Origin of the sequence: Pseudomonas sp. 10-1B (assembly GCF_000935045.1) — a bacterium.
Lineage (GTDB): Bacteria > Pseudomonadota > Gammaproteobacteria > Pseudomonadales > Pseudomonadaceae > Aquipseudomonas.
In genome coordinates, this window is the sequence record NZ_JYKS01000040.1 from 1 (window position 1) to 15920 (window position 15920).

Genomic DNA, 15920 nt, shown 5'->3' on the forward strand with positions numbered 1-15920 from the left:
CGCTGAAGCGCCATCCCAATGAGGCAGCGTTTGAACGAATGACCAAACGCTTGAATGCCAATCCGGACATGATGCTGAGGCGGAAAAGTACTGTCGAGCATCCTTTCGGCAACTTGAAGCAGTGGGCACTGGGAACCGGGCGGTTCCTGCTGCGCCAAGTACAGGGAGCCAAAGCTGAGATGGCGCTGGCAGTGACCAGCTACAACCTGAAGCGAACCATCAACATCCTGGGAACCCGCAGGCTGCTGGATATGCTGGCCTGAGAGGTATCTCTCGGGTATCTGAGAATCTCAATCAGAGATCAGCCCTGGCGGGCTGATCTCTGATTTTGAGTTTTCACACAGCCTGCACAGGTAATGCGCCAGCCTCGAGGGCAGCGGGTTACCCGTCGAAATAGGGCTACGAAATGGGAATGGCCTTGCCGGCCACGTTCAAGAGCCGTTCAAGAGCCTGCCTTTTCCAGCGCGTTCAGCTCGTCTTCCACCTGTTGCATGCGCTGCTCGACCAAGGCCTGCACCTTCACGTCGCGGGCCGTCTCGCGCATCAGGGCTGTGAGCTTTTCGCTCAGGCGCTTGCCGTCCTCAGAGTTTTCCAGGGCACGGGCCTTGGCCGGGTCCTGGGTGGCAGCGACGATGGTGGCGAATTCGGCGTCGCTGAAGTTCTTCTCGCTGTACAGGCGGAACAGGTCCTGGCGTTGGTCCTCGACCGTCAGGTGCTTGCGCAATACATCCTGGATGGTGGCTTGCGACAGCTGCGGGTGCGTGCGGCCGAGCAGCTCGGCCATGCGTTCGATGTTATGCGTGTAGGCATCCTGCAGCGGCAGCTGGGCAAGGATCTGTTCTTCACGGGAGGGCTTCTGGTCGCAGGCGGCGAGGGCAGCAGTCAGCAACAGGGGCAACAGCAACTTGTGGAGGCGAGGCATGGCGTGGCCTGGTCGGGCAGTGAAGACTGCCGATTATAACGATGTCCGCCTGGCCACGACGAGCCCGGTGATTTGCCTTGAGCGGCACGCTGGGGTTTGCAGTCGTGGATGTGGAGCAAGATCCGGTCTGGCAGACCACGCACATGCAGCTGCGCTTGGGCTGAGTTGTAGGAAAGCGCCTACAACGGTGCTTTGCGCGTACTCTACACGTTCATTTCCATGGCGGAACGGCTTGCTTATTTTTCCCCGTGCACGATTAATTCATTGCATCGGGGGGAGATTCACGATGGCATACATGGCCCTGTATAAACTCAGGCTGCTGGACGAGTTCGACGACCGCACAGACTCGTGGACCCATGACGATTTCGAGAGCCGGTTGTTGGCCTTGTGGCGTGGGGCAAAGCGGCATCATGCCAGCGGTATCATCAAAGCGGCGCATAAGGAAAAGCTTTGGCCAAGGGCGGTGAAGCGCTATTTGCTGACCAGGTACCGGGCTTTTGGCCATGTCAGTTCGGAACTGGAGCGCGCGTTTGCCGAGGTGGCGGCGGCGATGAGTGTGCAGGAACGGATGGAGTGGGGGTTGTTGCCTACGGGTGGCCCGGTTGCCTGATGGATCGTGAGGCTGCAAAGCAGCCCCAATCCAGGCACGCGGTCTATCAGAACCCACCGGATATCGGCCACTCGACCGCCAGCCGTATCTGGTCCCCATCCAGCTCCGCCTGCGCCGTGTTCCCGCGGTGCACGTTATGCCTCAGCGAGAACGTGGTGCCCTTGGCCTTGTCACTCTGCACCACGTACCGCGCCTCAAGGTCGCGCTCCCAATGCTTGCCACCCTTGCCGTAGCCCAGGTACGCATACCCACCATTGGGGTCGACATGCGTGCCATCGATATCGAACCCGCGCACGTACAGCGCGGTCAGGTTCAACCCGGGCACACCGTAGGCGCCCATGTTCAGGTCATAGCGCGCCTGCCATGATTTTTCGTTAGGTGCGTTGAAATCCGACATCTGTACCGCGTTGGAAATGAAGATCGCGCCCCGCGTCACATAGTCGAATGGCGTGTTGCCGTCCACTTGCTGCCAGCCCAGGCTGAAGCCGTGTGGCCCTTGGTTGTAACGCGAGAGCAGGCTCCAGGTCGTATTGTCGATACGCCCGGACAGCGCCTTGCCGGTATCGGTGGTGCGGTACAGGTTGAGGTCGAGGCTGAGGCTACGGCGGTCATCCAGCGCATGGCTGAGGGTACTGCCCAGGTAGTGCTGGTTCCAGCTGTCTTCATAGCGCGAGGTGTACAGGCTGCCGCTGAAGGCTGCGTCAGGGTTCCACACCATGCCGGCCAGGTCGAAGCTGTTGCCCTGGCGGCCGTTGGAGTAGTTCACCACAAAACCCTGATCGTGGCTGGAGGCGTTGCGATCGGTGCTTTCGTTGAAGTGCCCGGCTACCAGCTTGAGGGTGTCCAACTCGTTGCTGGTGAGAAAAAAACCGGTGGCGGTCTCGGGCAGCAGGCGGCTGTCGGAGGAGCTGAACACGGGCGTCTTGACCCGTTGTTCACCGTAGGACAGCACAGTGTTGGATACGCGCAGCTTGAGCGCAGCGCCGCCCCGGCTGTATTCGTTTTTTGGCTGCCCGTCGTTATCGAGCCCGAGCAGCCGCGCCTTGCCGGCACGCCCACCGCCGCTGTCCAGTTGTACGCCCAGGTAGGCATGGGCATCGACCCCGACGCCGATCAGCCCCTGGGTGTAGCCAGACTGGAAGGTACCCATCAAGCCATAGGCCCATTCCTCGGCCTTGCCGTTGCGCTCGTTGCGCGGTTTGTAGGCATTGCGCGCGGCACTGTTGCGCCCGCCGTGCTTGTAATCGCGCTGGTCGAATACGCTGCGGTTGAGGATGCTCCAGCTGGCATCCTCGACAAAGCCGCTGCTTTGCGATTGGGCAGAGTCTGCGAGGGCGAGCGGCGCAAGCAGGGCGCTGGCGAGCAGCAGGGCGACAGGGCGCAACAGCATGGGCAGAACTTCCTGGGTCAGGTGGCGCGAAAGCGCAGGATGCGCGCGCCGTCGAAGGGGTCGGTGAGGTAGTGGGCGTGAACGCCAAAGGTGCTCAGCAGGCGCTCGGGGGTAAGTACCTCGAACGGTGTACCGAGGTCGACCAGGCGACCTTTGTCGAGCACTGCAAGCCGGTCGCAGGTGAGCGCCTGGTTGAGGTCGTGCAGGGCCACGAGGGTGGTCACTGGCAGGGCCTGCACTTGTTGCAGCAGGCTCAGCTGGTGCTGGATGTCCAGGTGGTTGGTCGGCTCGTCCAGCAGCAGCACCTGCGGGCGCTGGGCCAGGGCGCGGGCGATGTGCACGCGCTGGCGCTCGCCACCGGACAGCGAACCCCACAGGCGTGTACGCAGGTGCAAGGCATCGAGGTCGGCCAGCGCCTGCTCGACGATGGCACGGTCCTCCCGGGAGAATGGGGCCAGGGCCGACAGCCATGGGGTTCGGCCAAGGGCAACCGCGTCGAACACGCTGATCGCATCGAGGGTGTCGGCCTGTTGCTCGACCAGTGCCAAGGTCTGGGCGACACGGCGGCGGGGCATCTGTGCCAGTTGCTCGCCCATCAGTTGCACGCTGCCGCAGGCCGGCTTGCGCAGGCCTGCCAGCAACTTCAGCAGCGAGGATTTGCCAGAGCCGTTGGGGCCGACGATGCCCAGGGTTTCACCGGCAACGACGCTGAGGTCGATATCATTGAGCACGCAGTTGCCGGCCAGTTGCAGGCCAAGGCCATGGCAGCTCAGCGGTGCAATCTGTACAGCCGTCATGACTGTCATGGGCGACCCTGCCGGCTGACCAGAATCAGCGCGAACACCGGTGCCCCGATCAGAGCGGTGACCACGCCCACCGGGATCACCTGGCCGCTGATCAGTGTGCGCGAAAGGATGTCGGCGGCAATCAGGAACAACGCGCCGCCCAGCGCGCTGGCAGGCAGCAGACGGCTGTGCCCGGGGCCAAGCAGCAGGCGCAGGGCATGAGGAATGACCAGTCCGACGAAACCGATGGCGCCGACGATGGACACCATCACCGCTGTCACCAGCGCCGCACAACTGATCAGCAGCAACTGGGTACGTCGCACCGGAATGCCCAGCGAGGCCGCCGAATCGGCGCCGAAGGTGAATGCATCCAGCGCGCGGCGATGCCACAGGCATACCAGCAAACCGAACAACGCTACGGGCACAGCCAGCCACACTGAAGGCCAGCGCACGCCGCTGAGGTTACCAAGCAGCCAGAACAGGATGCCGCGTGCCTGCTCGGCGGTGGCCGACTTGGTGATCAGGAACGCCGTCAGGGCGTTGAAAAGTTGCGAGCCGGCGATTCCGGCCAGGATCACCTGGGCGTTGTTGCTGCTGGGGCCAGCAGCGCGGGCCAGCACCAGCACCAGGGCAAAAGCGGCGAGGGCGCCGATGAAGGCCCCGGCGGACATGCTCAAGGCCAGGCTGCCCAGCCCCAGCAGGCCGACCAGCACCGCGCCGGTCGAGGCACCGGCCGATAGCCCCAGCAAGTATGGCTCGGCCAAGGGGTTGCGCAGCAGTGCCTGCAGGATCACTCCACAGGTGGCCAGGCCGGCACCGCAGGCCGCCGCGACCAGGCTGCGAGTCAGGCGGTAGTTCCAGACGATGCCGGCGTCGATCGGGTCGACCGGGTAACCGGCCTGCCACAGGTGGTTGGCCAGCACCTGGCCAACCACGCTGGGCGACAGGTTGGTTTCGCCGATGGCAGTGCCGGCCAGCAGGGCCGCCAACAAGGTTGCCAGGGCAACCGCGATGCAGGGTAACAGGCGGGGCATCACTGGGCTGATTTATCGCTAGCGAAGGCTGCGGACAAGGTCTGCAGCCCGGTGAACAGGCGGATGCTGGCCTGCATGGCGTCGGCGTCGAGGATGATGATGCGATCGTGCTTCACCGCATCCATGTTGCGGGTTACCGGGTCGCTGCGCAGGAATTCCAGCTTTTTCTGGTAGTCGTCGGCGGGGAAGCGACGGCGGTCCATGCGGGCAATGATCAGCCAGGTCGGGTTGGCCTTGGCCAGGGTTTCCCAGCCTACGGTTGGCCACTCTTCGCTGGACTCGACCACGTTGCGCACGCCGAGGGTGCGCAGCATGAAGTCGGCGACACCCTGGCGGCCGGCTACATAGGGGTCGATGTCGATGTCGGCGCTGGAAAACCAGAACATTGCCGAGGTACCCGACAGGTCCTTGCCGGCCAGTTGCGCTCTGGCACTGTCCAGGCGGCCTTTCAGTTCGGCGTTCAGCGCTGCGCCGCGCGCCTGCACGTCGAAGATTTCAGCCAGCTGGCTGACACTCTTGTAAATGCTGTCTACCTGGAACGCCTGCAAGCGGGTGCCATCGGCTCCTACCAGGTTGTCCTTGCCTTCACAATCCGATGGCAGCAGGTAGGTGGGGATGTTCAACTCGTCGAACTGCTCGCGGGTGCCGACCACGCCCTGGGCGCCGACCATCCACTCGAACTGCACCGCCACCAGTTGTGGGCGTTTACCGACCACGGCCTCGAAGCTGGGGTCATTGTCGGCCAGGCGCGGCACCTTGGCGTTCACTGCCTGGTACTCGGGCAGCACGTTGTTGAACCACAGCGAAGTGCCTGCCAACTTGTCGCCCAGGCCCAACGCATAAAGCATCTCGGTGCCGGCCTGGCCGATGGTGACCGCGCGCTGCGGCGCCTGGGCGAAGGTTTGCGGCTTGCCGCAGTTGTCGACCGTCAGTGGGTAGTGGGTGGCGGCGGCCTGGGCCAGGCCAGTGAGGCCTAGGCCGGCGAGCAGGGTGGCGAAACGGGGCAGCATGCTGGGCGATCTCCTATCGGACAGTTCACGGAATGAACGCACGGACAGGCATCGCCGAGCCCCCGCTGGCGGCAGGGGCAACACTGATGGCCAATCCCGGACACCCCGCCGGTTGGTGAATGGGCCGGCAGGTCTCCTGACTGGTGCGTCATGGCCCGGCTCCGGCCTTCCCGGGCAGTTACACCCAGTGGCATCGATGGAGCAGGCTCGGCACTTACAGTTGCGGGGGCAGTTCCGTTTGGCCCGTATTGGCGGGCCTGGGATTCCCTATTAATTCCGTGGTGGAAACCGGCGGCCCGCATCTTAGACGCCTTCGGCTTCGAGCTTCAAGCTTCAAGCTTCAAGCTTCGAGCTTCGAGCTTCAAGCTGAGCGGTAGCGCCTAGGCATACGGTGCGCGGCTTGCAGCTTGTAGCTTGCAGCTAAAGATACTTCAGCCAGCGGATGTCGCGGCGGCGCTGCTTCAGCCTGGCGAACCAGCGCACCGGCAGGTACAGCGAAACCGCCAGCAGCACCGCGCCCAGCCATACCGCCGCAATGCCGTCGAAGCCGAAATAGTCGCCATGATTGAGGCCGAACAGCGCCACACTGGCCAGGTACAGCAGCTTCAGCACATACAAGTGCAGCAGGTAGAAGAACATTGGTGCCGCCCCGAACACCGCCAGGGCACTGATCCAGCGCGCCTGGCCGGCGCGTTCGAAGGCGCGCAGCAACAGCAGGCCGCAGCCCAGGGTCAGGGCCAGGAACAACAGCGACGGTGGGTATTTGGTGATATTGAAGAAACTCATCAGGGTTTGCGTGAAGGTGGGGTAGCCGCTCCACGGTGCTTCACCATACCCGTTGAACATACGCAGCACGACAAAACCCAGCAGCGCGAGCAACCCGGCCAGCAGCAGGCGGTGCTGGCGTTGCCCAGCTTCGCTGCTACGGGCGAACCAGGGGCCCAGGCCGTAGCCCAGGGCGATGACACCGATCCACGGCAGCACCGGGTAGGACGTGCGCAAACGCAGGGTTTCGGAAAACGCCAGCCAGCCGCGGTCATGCAGGATCGCCCATGGCACGTGAAGGGCCGATTCCACGCCAAAGTGCAGGCTGTCGAGCAGGTTGTGGCCGGCGATGATCACCGCACCCAGGGCCAGCAGCGTGGCGCGCGGCAGCCATACCAGCAGCGACAGGGCGATCATGCTGACGCCGATGGCCCAGATGACCTGTAGGTAGATCACGCTGGGCGGCAGCTGGAAGGTCCAGGCAAAGTTGACCAGTGTGAATTCCAGCACCACCAGGAACAGCCCGCGCTTGAACAGGAACGCCGAGACATCGCCACGGCCCTGGTACTTCTCGCCGTACAGCCAGGCCGACAGGCCGGTCAGCAGGACGAAAACCGGGGCACACAGGTGGGCCAAGGTGCGGCTGACGAACAGCGACGGCTCGGTAGTGTCGATGGCCATCGGGTCGCTGACCTGGCGGTGCAGGAAGAAAGTCTCGCGGACGTGGTCCAGGAGCATGAACAGGATCACCAGGCCGCGCAGGGCATCGATGCTCTGCAGGCGCTGGGTAAGCAGGCTGGGGGTGGTGCTGGCGCTTGTCATGGTGGGTCGCTGGTAAGAACTTATTTCAAATGAAACGTTATCTTATAACCTATTGGTGATGGATTGGTAGAGGTGATTGAGGGTTTGTGGGGGCAACTGTCTTGTATTGCCTGGACCGGCCTCATCGCCGGCAAGCCAGCTCCCACAGGTACTGCACAGGGCCAGAGGCCTATGCGGTCGAGGTGGGAGTAACTGCCTTGTATTGCCTGAACCGGCCTCATCGCCGGCAAGCCAGCTCCCACAGGTATTGCACAGGGCTTGAGGCCTATGCGGTCGAGATGTGAATAACTGCCTTGTATTGCCTGAACCGGCCTCATCGCCGGCAAGCCACACAGGTACTGCACAGGTTTCAGCCTAACGCTATCCCTGTGGGAGCGGCTTTAGCCGCGAACACCGGCAAAGCCGGTGCCATAAACTGCGCGGGACAAGCCCGCTCCCACAGAGGCCGCATCAGGGCTGACAAGTGTTTGCCACAAGATATGCAGCGCCTGTGAGATCGAGCGCCGCCCGCGCGGCGCATCGCGAGCTGGCGCTCGCTCCTAGTGTGCCCGGCATGGGCCAAAACCAGTCATCTGAGATTGATGACCAGACTGAGTGACGACAACTGTAGCGAAACGCAAGGTGGACGCCGTGAGACCAAGCTGAAAGAAGCGCGTAGCAAAGGTACGACCGCAGGAACACGAACAGGCAGTGAGGCAGGATGTGGGCGATAAGCGTTCTAGGAACCGCGAAATCCAACAGTCACCGAAAGACACATCAGGTAGAGCCTGGCGGCACGGACCGAAGGTTTTGGCACCTTACCCGGGGAGATCTCGAACGGGAAACCGGACGAGAAGTCAGCCGAGGCCGTAGTAGCGAAGAAGGATGGTAATGCGTCTGGAGCCAAGGGCCGAAGGATAGGCGATACGTCTCCAGTTTTTCGGATGGCAAGCAATTGCTCTTTGAACCAACGCCCTGTAGCCATGATTGACATGAACGGGGGGACCGGCTGGTGATAGCGAGGTGGATCCTCGTGAAGGTCCAGCAGGAAAGAGGTGCGGACATCCGGCGAGGCTGGAGAAAGCTGTGTCGAGCGTTATGAGCAGGATGTATGTGCGAATAACGCCATGGCGGTCACGCTGTGCTGTCCAACCGCCGGATGCGGAAAACCGCACGTCCGGTGGTGTGGGAGGGGTGACGGGCTTGTCCCGTCACCTCCACCCGATCGTTTGTTTCAGGCCAGTGCGGCCTGTGACAGGCGCGCGCGACCGCCTTGTTCGTACGACGCGATATCGAGCCATGCACCAAGGCGTTCGCGCGCAAATCCCATAGGAATAATTGGCCCGAAACGAACGTAGGAGCGAGCGCCAGCTCGCGATGCGCCGCGCGGGCGGCGCTCGATCTCACACACGCTGAAGATGCCGCGGCGAGCACTGGCAACCCTGATGCCCTTGCCAGAAACCATAGAATCTCCCACAGGTACTGCACAGGGCCAGAGGCCTATGCGGTCGAGGTGGGAGCGGGTTCACCCGCGAAGAGGCCGGACCTGCAAGAGGTGGTTAGCGCCCGCGTCGCCGCGAGACCCGCGCCTCGATATTCTTGCGCCCGATCAGCAACGGCGGCTTCTCTACCACCGGCTCATCCGCTAGCCACTTGTACATCACCAGGCAGTCCACCAGCCCCAGGCGGGCATGGCGATAGGCCTTGGGCAAGCGGCCAACCGTTTCGAAGCCCAGCTTGTGCCACAGTGCCACCGCCACTTCGTTGCTGGCCACCACCGAGTTGAACTGCAGGGCCAGAAAGCCTTCCTGGCGCGCCAGCTTCTGCGAGTGTTCGCACAGCACCCGCGCCACGCCGCGGCCGCGTGCCTGTTCGCAAACCATGTAGCCGCAATTGCCCACGTGCCCGCCAGGCCCGGCGGCATTGGCCTTGAGGTAGTACGAGGCCAGCAGCTCGCCGTCTTGCTCGGCCACCAGCGTGTGCAAGGGTAGCTCCAGCCACAGATGGCGAGCCTGTTCGAAGCTCAGGGCCGGGTCGAATGCGTAGGTTTCACGGGCCTGGACAATGGCCTGGAGGGTGGGCCAGAAGCGTTCGAAGTCTTCGGGCGTCATCGGGCGGATGTGGATCATGCTGGTTCCTGCAAGGGCTGGGGCGGCAAGTCTGGGTGGCGCGGCGCCGTCGCGCAAGGGCGGCGACACCGTTTGCCCTCAGCCGTTGGCCTTGCCCACCGCATCCATGGCCCGCGCCGAGTAGACCAAGGCTGCACCGGCATTCATCGCCACGGCCACGCCGAGGGCCTCGGCGATTTCCTCGCGGCTGGCACCGTGCTTGACGGCCTGCTGCGAATGCACGGCAATGCAGCCGTCACAGCGGGTGGTCACGGCCACGGCGAGGGAGATCAGCTCGCGGGTCTTGGCGTCCAGGTGGTTGGTCTTGGCCCCCGCACCGCTAGCGGTGATGTAGCCGGCCACGGTGTCGGGGGAGAGTTGCTTGAGATCGCCGATGCCGGCCATCAACTGCTTACGGTAGGCGTCCCAGTCCATCATGCTCATCGTCTTCACCTTGGGGAGGTTGCGAGTGGAGCTTTCAGGCTAGTCGAAGAGTGGCAAGTGTGAGGCTTGTACTTTGGGTCAGATATAGATGAACACCAGTACCAACGCCGCGACTACGACCCACTTCTCCAGGTAGTAACGCATGCGGTTGCGCTTCTTCAGCGCCTTGCCGCGCTCGCGGATCTTGTAGATGCGGGTGAACAGCCGGTTGATGCCACCGGTCTTGTCGCCGGCATCGTTGGGGGCGGCGGCAGCAGCCATGACGTTGCGGCTGAACCAGCGGTTGAACGCGGTTGCCCAGCGGTACTTGAGCGGGCGCTCGACGTCACAGAACAGGATGATGCGGTTGTGCTCGGTGGTGTTGGCCGCGTAGTGGATGTAGGTCTCGTCGAACACCACGCCCTCGCCATCGCGCCAGGAGTACTTCTCGCCGTCCACATCGATGTAGCAACCGTCGTCGTTGGGTGTGTCCAGGCCCAGGTGGTAGCGGTACGAACCGGCATACGGGTCACGATGGCGCACCAGCTTGGCGCCCGGCGGCAGGGTGGCGAACATGGCGGCCTTGACCGTGCCGATGCCTTGCAGCAACTCGGTGGTGCGTGGGCACAGGGTCATCGCCGATGGATGGCTTTCGCCGTACCACTTCAGGTAGAAGCGTTTCCAGCCAGTCTTGAAGAACGAATTGAAACCGACATCATCGTAATTGTCGGACTTCTTGATCTCGCCCACGTGCAGCAGCTGGCGGGCCTCCTCGCGGATTTCCTGCCAGTGGTCCTGCAGCGGCCGCAGTTCGGGGAAGGCCTCGACCGGCAGGTAAGGCTTGGCCGGGTGCTTGGAAAACAGGTACAGGAAGCTGTTGATCGGCGCCAGGAAGCTGGAGTGGTCGCCCAGCTGGCGGGTCAGCTTGTGGCGAACCCGACCGCGCAGGTGAACATAGGCGATCGAGAGGACGAAGAGCAGTACGAGTGCAATTTTCATGGACGTTTACTTGTCGAAAAATAGCCATGCGCCATGGCATAAGCGCGCCAGCATAAACAATCATGGGGGTAGTTTGTACTTATTGTTACGAAAGTACGGGGAGACTTAGGTGTAATGTCCTACAGCCTTGCGCAAACGTTTCATGTCCAGGAGTTCGTATGATTCAGGATCTACGCCCCAGCGGTAGCCCCTTCAAACGGCTGTTCTTCGCCTTGCCGGTCAGCGATGCCCAGCGCCGTGCCCTGGCCCAGTGGCGACGTAGCCTGAACCTGCGCAGCGGCAAGCCGGTGCCCGCCGCCAATTTCCATGTAACGCTATTGTTTCTCGGGGATGTGGATGCCCCCCAGGTGCCTGCGATCTGCGCTGCGGTCGACCAGTTGGCGTTGCCAGCGGTGGCGCTTCGGCTGGCGCTCGACCGTTTGCAGGTGTGGCAGCGGGCCAGCGCCCTGGTGCTGGAGCCGCAGCATACACCCCCGGCGCTGTTGCAACTGGTGTACGCCTTGCAGCAGGCGCTGCTGCCGTTGGGGGTGGAGGTGGCCAACCGCGAATATCGCCCGCACCTGACGCTGTCCAGGGATTACCGCGGCCAGCCGCCGGAGGCCAGCAGCGCGCCAGAGTTCTACCTCGGTGCCCGCCATTTCACCCTGTACGAGTCGCGCAAAGGCGCCTACTGGCCATTGGCGCAGTGGCCGCTACTCGGGTAGTGGCACGCCGATGCTGGACCTGCTACCAGGCCATTGCCTTGTCCCAGCCTTTCCAGAATAACCAGCGCCGCACTTCGCCATGCGCCCCGGTGCCGATCTGCCAGGCCGGCCGCTCGCTATCCAGGGCAATCACCGAAACAAACCCCGCATGACTCGCCGCCACCAGTGTGCGCCCGTCGGCACTGATATCCAGTGCGCTGATGGTCGACCCCAGGTAATGCTGCCAATGCTCCGTGCCGTCTTCGCCAAACGCCCGCAGGTAGCCATAGGCGTCGCCGACGATGTATTCACCTGCGCGTGCCACCCCGGCATACACCCGCGCGCCATCCTGCACCAGCGGGGTACGCGGGTCGTGGCTGTAGTAGTCGGTATCCAGCCCCGGCAGATCAGCCACCTTGACCCCAAGCGTGGCGCCGCTGTAGAAGTGGCAGGCATTGAGCAGCAACTGGTCACCTGCGCGGTTGAACAGCACGAAGTGCGGATACTCACTGCCTGGGCCGATTTCGGCCACCGGCCTGAGCTGGTCGTCCAGCACCAGGTGACGGCTGCCTTGTTCGCCCACCACGATCAACCGGCCATCCGCCGACACCGCGTCGTGCTCCATGCTCAGCCCCAGGTTGATGTCGTCCGGGTCGATGCCTTCGGCCAGTTCGTCGAGCACCCGTGCCTGGCGCGGCAGCAGGCGGGTCGCACCTTGGGTGGTCAGCAGGAAGATGCCTTCGGCGCTTACCAGCAGCACCCGCTGGCCATCCGGAAAGGGAATCAGCGTGGTAGGCGTGGGCGGCAGGTCGAACGGCTCGAACGGGTAACCCGGCGGCAACCCCTCCAGCCCCGTGGGCCACGCCAGGCGCAGCACCTGTGGGCCGCCCCAGCCATCCGTCACGCGCACGCCCTCGGCATTGGCCAGGGCGAAGTAGCGGCGGGCCGGGCAGCGGCCGAAGTGTTCGATACCTATCACCGGGGTTACCCCATGCCGGTCGATACGCACCACCTGGCCTTTGTCGTACGGCATGCCGATGCGAGCCAGCAGGCTGCCGTCGTCCAGCAGCAGGAGGTTGCCTATACCTTGGCCGTGTTCATCGAGCAACGGCAGCAAGGGCTGATGGGCAGGCGGCCAGGCCTCCCGAAAGGCCTGGCGCTGCTGGTCGTCGACGCCAGGGCGGTTGGCCGCCTGCAGGGCTTCCAGCCAGGCTTCGAGCAGGTGCTCGGTGGCCGCTGCCTGCGGCTCTTCGAGATTGTCCCAGCCTTGTGCGCAGCCCTGCGCGACGTAGTCGTTGACGGCCTGGGCATAGGCGATGACTGCCTGCTGCCACTGCTGCTGGGGGTGCTGCTTGTCCATGAGCGGATCGGGCTCCTCGTTGCACACGCGTTTCACACAAAGCGCGCATGGTACTCCTTCTGCCCGCCTTGCGGTTGTGAGGCCCCGGCTTGACGCGTACCATGCCGGGCATTCCTTCCAATAACAACGCGTGCGTCGACACCCCTGAGAGCGGGTGGCTGGCGTGTGCCCTGTTGCCTTGTCTGCGGAGAACCGGTTTTCCCCCATGAACGGACCCATACCCACCGACCTGCCGCCCACGGCAGGCAGCGGCAGTTGGCTGAGCGTCATAGCCCTGGCCCTGGCGGCCTTCATCTTCAACACCACCGAGTTCGTCCCGGTGGCGTTGCTCAGCGACATTGGCCGCAGCTTCGACATGGGCACCGCCCAGGTCGGCCTGATGCTGACCATCTACGCCTGGGTGGTGGCGCTGGCATCGCTGCCGATGATGCTGCTCACCCGCAACATCGAACGGCGGCGCTTGTTGCTGTTCGTGTTCCTGGTGTTCATCGTCAGTCACTTGCTGTCGTGGTTGTCGCAGAGCTTTGCCATGTTGCTGGTCAGCCGTATCGGTATTGCCCTGGCGCATGCGGTGTTCTGGGCCATCACCGCCTCGCTGGCGGTGCGTGTGGCGCCACCTGGCCAACAGGCCAAGGCGTTGGGCCTGCTGGCCACCGGTACTACCCTGGCCATGGTCCTGGGCATTCCGCTGGGCCGCGTGGTAGGCGAGGCGCTGGGCTGGCGCATCACCTTCCTGAGCATTGCCGGGGTGGCGTTGGCCACCATGCTGTGTTTGATGAAATCGCTGCCGCTGCTGCCCAGCCAGAACTCCGGTTCGCTGCGCAGCCTGCCGATCCTGTTCAAGCGCCCGGCGCTGGTCATTACCTATTTGCTGGTGACGCTGGTGATCACTGCACAGTTCACCGCCTACAGCTACATCGAGCCGTTCGCCCTACACGTGGCGCAGATTGGTGGTGAGCGCACCACGCTGTTGCTGCTGTTGTTCGGCGGCGCCGGGGTATTTGGTTCGTTGCTGTTCAGCCGTTACAGCGACCGCTTCCCGCATGGCTTCCTGGTGGGCTCGATCGGGGTGCTGGCGGCGTGCCTGCTGTTACTGCTGCCGCTGTCGGGCAACTTCTATGTGTTCGCTGCGCTGAGCATGTTCTGGGGCGTGGCGATTCTCAGCTTCAGCCTGTCGCTGCAGTCCAAGACCCTGAAGCTGGCGTCTGACGCTACCGACGTGGCCATGGCACTGTTCTCGGGCATCTATAACATTGGTATTGGCGGTGGTGCGCTGCTGGGCAGTATCGTCAGCAGCCAGATGGATGTTGCGGATATCGGCCTGGTGGGCGGTAGCGTGGCGGTGGTCGGGTTGCTGCTGGCTGTGGCCAGCACCCGGCGGTTCCGTGAGGCGTTGGGTGGGGTACCCGGGCATTCCTGAATGACTGTGCTGGCCTCTTCGCGGGTGAACCCGCTCCCACAGGTCCTGCATCATTCCTGAGATAGATGCAGTCCCTGTGGGAGCGGGTTCACCCGCGAAGAGGCCGGTATTGGCAGCACAACATCAAACCAGGACTGCTGTCCACGCAGACACCAGCAACACCCCAGCCAACATCTGGTTGAACACCCGCAACAACTGCGGTGCCTGCAACCAGCGCGCGCTACCCACTCCAAGCACCGCCCACGCGGCCATGCACGGCAGGGCGACCAGCCAGAACACCAGCGCCAACTGCCACACCGGCAATGACGGCGCAGCAAACACCCCGACCACCGCCACGGCCATCAACCACACTTTGGGGTTCACCACCTGCAATGAGGCGGCGCTGAATGCGCTGAAACCTTGCGCCGTGGTCCCCTGCAGCGGGGCGGCGGCACTGCGCAGCATCTTCCACGCCAGCCAGCTCAGCCACAGCACCCCGGCCCAGCTCATCAGCTGTTGGGCCAAAGGGTGGCGCAACAACAATTCTCCCAGCCCCAGGCCAACCAGCAGTACGATCGCCGCTGCCGCGCCACAGGCCGCCAAGATCGGCGCCAGGCTCGCGCGCAGACCCAGGCGGGCGCCATGGGTCAGGATCAACAGGTTGGTCGGCCCCGGGCTGATACTGGATACCAGGGCAAACAGAATGAAGGGCAACAACGACTGCGACATGGTCAAGGGCTCCGGACTAATCGAAGCACCATGCTCGCTGCCCGCAGGCACTCAGTCTGGAAGGTTTGAGCAGCGCTTGCGGTAGTCGGCCGGGGTCAACCGGTAGGCGCGGCGGAACCAGCGCCCCAGGTGGCTCTGGTCGGCAAAGCCCAGGGCCATGGCCACTTCGGCTGGCGTTTGGCCGTGGGCGAGCAGGCGCCGGGCCCGCGCCAGGCGCAACTGGATCAGGTAGGCATGCGGAGCAATGCCGAAAGCGGCCTTGAACGCACGGGTCAGGCGAAAGCGGTCGATGCCACAGGCCTGGGCCAAGTCTTCCAGGCCGATGTCGCGCTCCAGGTTGGCGTGCAGGTAGTCACGCGCGCGCTGCGCGGTCAGCGGCAGGCGCGGGTCGGGGTTGATGCGCCGGCGCCAGTGCAGGTGGCGGGTCAGGCAGGCGAGCAGGTCGTCCATGGCGGTTTGCCGGACGATCCGCAAGTCCTGGTCATGCACAGCGCGGAAGGCGAGGGCGGTGGCACGCGCCAGGCGTTCATCGTGGCACAAGGTATCGGCAAAGCTGGGCAGGCTGTCGCCCGGCGCCTGCTCGAACAGCGCTCGCAGTTGCTGGTCGAGCCACGTGGGCTCGAGGTACAGCGTCGAGTAGGTGAAGCCTTCTTCTGTGGGCGCCAGGCCATCGTGGATGTCGCCGGGTTCGAGCAAAAATACCTGCCCCGGCGTGCTGCGGTGGCGCACCCGCCGGCAATTGAACTGTTGCACGCCCTGTTCGGTCACGCCTACCAGAAAGCTGTCGTGCCAGTGCGGGTCATAGGCATGCCCGACAAAATGCGCCCGGACCGACTCGATGCCGGTGTCGGCGTCTTGCTTGAAGTCGATCCAGTTGCTCATCGCCGTGTGCCGTGGGGTAA

General features: G+C 63.7%; 16 protein-coding genes, 1 pseudogene and 1 riboswitch. Of the genes and pseudogenes, 5 read left to right on the plus strand and 12 right to left on the minus strand.

Annotation, left to right across the window (positions count from 1 at the left end; translation table 11 throughout):
• On the plus strand, positions 1 to 263 hold a 263-nt coding region (locus tag TZ03_RS20730), incomplete at its 5' end, for a transposase (RefSeq protein WP_051100065.1).
• Between the two features lie 179 nt (positions 264 to 442).
• Here the strand turns inward: TZ03_RS20730 and TZ03_RS20735 are convergent.
• Positions 443 to 922: a hypothetical protein gene (locus TZ03_RS20735; protein WP_051100068.1), complete on the minus strand. Its 480-nt coding sequence runs from the start codon at positions 920 to 922 to the stop codon at positions 443 to 445.
• A 92-nt stretch (positions 923 to 1014) separates the two neighbouring features.
• On the opposite strand from TZ03_RS20735, the pseudogene TZ03_RS31820 reads away from it, so the two are divergent.
• Both TZ03_RS31820 and TZ03_RS20740 read left to right on the plus strand, forming a co-directional pair.
• Positions 1015 to 1086, plus strand: a pseudogene (locus TZ03_RS31820) (GNAT family N-acetyltransferase); the annotation flags it as partial.
• 131 nt (positions 1087 to 1217) lie between these two features.
• On the plus strand, positions 1218 to 1532 hold the full coding sequence (locus tag TZ03_RS20740) for a hypothetical protein (RefSeq protein ID WP_236692862.1): 315 nt from the start codon (positions 1218 to 1220) through the stop codon (positions 1530 to 1532).
• 46 nt (positions 1533 to 1578) lie between these two features.
• Here the strand turns inward: TZ03_RS20740 and TZ03_RS20745 are convergent, their stop codons facing one another.
• The 8 genes from TZ03_RS20745 to lpxO all read right to left on the minus strand — a co-directional run bounded on the left by TZ03_RS20745 (position 1579) and on the right by lpxO (position 10847).
• Positions 1579 to 2922, minus strand: coding sequence for an OprD family porin (locus tag TZ03_RS20745; protein WP_051100072.1), 1344 nt, complete (start codon positions 2920 to 2922; stop codon positions 1579 to 1581).
• Positions 2923 to 2939: 17 nt separating this feature from the next.
• Positions 2940 to 3728, minus strand: a complete 789-nt coding sequence (locus TZ03_RS20750; protein WP_051100074.1) for an ABC transporter ATP-binding protein — start codon at positions 3726 to 3728, stop codon at positions 2940 to 2942.
• Positions 3725 to 4741, minus strand: a complete 1017-nt coding sequence (locus tag TZ03_RS20755) for a FecCD family ABC transporter permease (RefSeq protein WP_051100076.1) — start codon at positions 4739 to 4741, stop codon at positions 3725 to 3727. Before TZ03_RS20755 ends, TZ03_RS20750 begins: the two co-directional genes overlap by 4 nt.
• A complete protein-coding gene (locus tag TZ03_RS20760; RefSeq protein ID WP_051100079.1) occupies positions 4741 to 5751 on the minus strand; it encodes an ABC transporter substrate-binding protein in 1011 nt (336 codons plus the stop codon). Before TZ03_RS20760 ends, TZ03_RS20755 begins: the two co-directional genes overlap by 1 nt.
• A 108-nt stretch (positions 5752 to 5859) precedes the next feature.
• A riboswitch (cobalamin riboswitch) is annotated at positions 5860 to 6059 on the minus strand.
• A 112-nt stretch (positions 6060 to 6171) separates the two neighbouring features.
• A complete protein-coding gene (locus tag TZ03_RS20765) occupies positions 6172 to 7338 on the minus strand; it encodes a DUF1624 domain-containing protein (RefSeq protein WP_051100081.1) in 1167 nt (388 codons plus the stop codon).
• Positions 7339 to 8876: 1538 nt separating this feature from the next.
• Positions 8877 to 9446 carry a GNAT family N-acetyltransferase gene (locus tag TZ03_RS20770; RefSeq protein ID WP_051100083.1) on the minus strand — a complete coding sequence of 190 codons (570 nt, stop codon included), beginning with the start codon at positions 9444 to 9446 and terminating at the stop codon, positions 8877 to 8879.
• Between the two features lie 78 nt (positions 9447 to 9524).
• Positions 9525 to 9869, minus strand: a complete 345-nt coding sequence (locus tag TZ03_RS20775; RefSeq protein WP_051100085.1) for a carboxymuconolactone decarboxylase family protein — start codon at positions 9867 to 9869, stop codon at positions 9525 to 9527.
• A 78-nt stretch (positions 9870 to 9947) separates the two neighbouring features.
• A complete protein-coding gene (lpxO, locus tag TZ03_RS20780) occupies positions 9948 to 10847 on the minus strand; it encodes a lipid A hydroxylase LpxO (RefSeq protein ID WP_051100087.1) in 900 nt (299 codons plus the stop codon).
• Between the two features lie 158 nt (positions 10848 to 11005).
• Between lpxO and thpR the strand changes: the two genes are divergently transcribed.
• Positions 11006 to 11551 (plus strand): RNA 2',3'-cyclic phosphodiesterase, encoded by a 546-nt coding sequence (thpR, locus tag TZ03_RS20785; protein WP_051100089.1) that lies wholly within the window; start codon positions 11006 to 11008, stop codon positions 11549 to 11551.
• 22 nt (positions 11552 to 11573) lie between these two features.
• On the opposite strand, the gene TZ03_RS20790 is transcribed toward thpR, so the two are convergent.
• Positions 11574 to 12890: a hypothetical protein gene (locus TZ03_RS20790; protein WP_051100091.1), complete on the minus strand. Its 1317-nt coding sequence runs from the start codon at positions 12888 to 12890 to the stop codon at positions 11574 to 11576.
• Between the two features lie 205 nt (positions 12891 to 13095).
• Here TZ03_RS20790 and TZ03_RS20795 point away from each other — a divergent pair, with 205 nt between their 5' ends.
• Entirely contained in the window at positions 13096 to 14310 is a 1215-nt protein-coding gene (locus TZ03_RS20795) for a sugar transporter (protein WP_051100094.1), read from the plus strand.
• A 123-nt stretch (positions 14311 to 14433) separates the two neighbouring features.
• Here the strand turns inward: TZ03_RS20795 and TZ03_RS20800 are convergent, their stop codons facing one another.
• Together TZ03_RS20800 and TZ03_RS20805 are read right to left on the minus strand one after the other, a co-directional pair.
• Complete coding sequence (locus tag TZ03_RS20800; protein ID WP_051100096.1) at positions 14434 to 15018, minus strand: LysE family translocator; 585 nt, start codon at positions 15016 to 15018, stop codon at positions 14434 to 14436.
• Between the two features lie 51 nt (positions 15019 to 15069).
• Entirely contained in the window at positions 15070 to 15900 is an 831-nt protein-coding gene (locus TZ03_RS20805) for an AraC family transcriptional regulator (protein ID WP_051100099.1), read from the minus strand.
• Between the last annotated feature and the right edge of the window lie 20 nt (positions 15901 to 15920).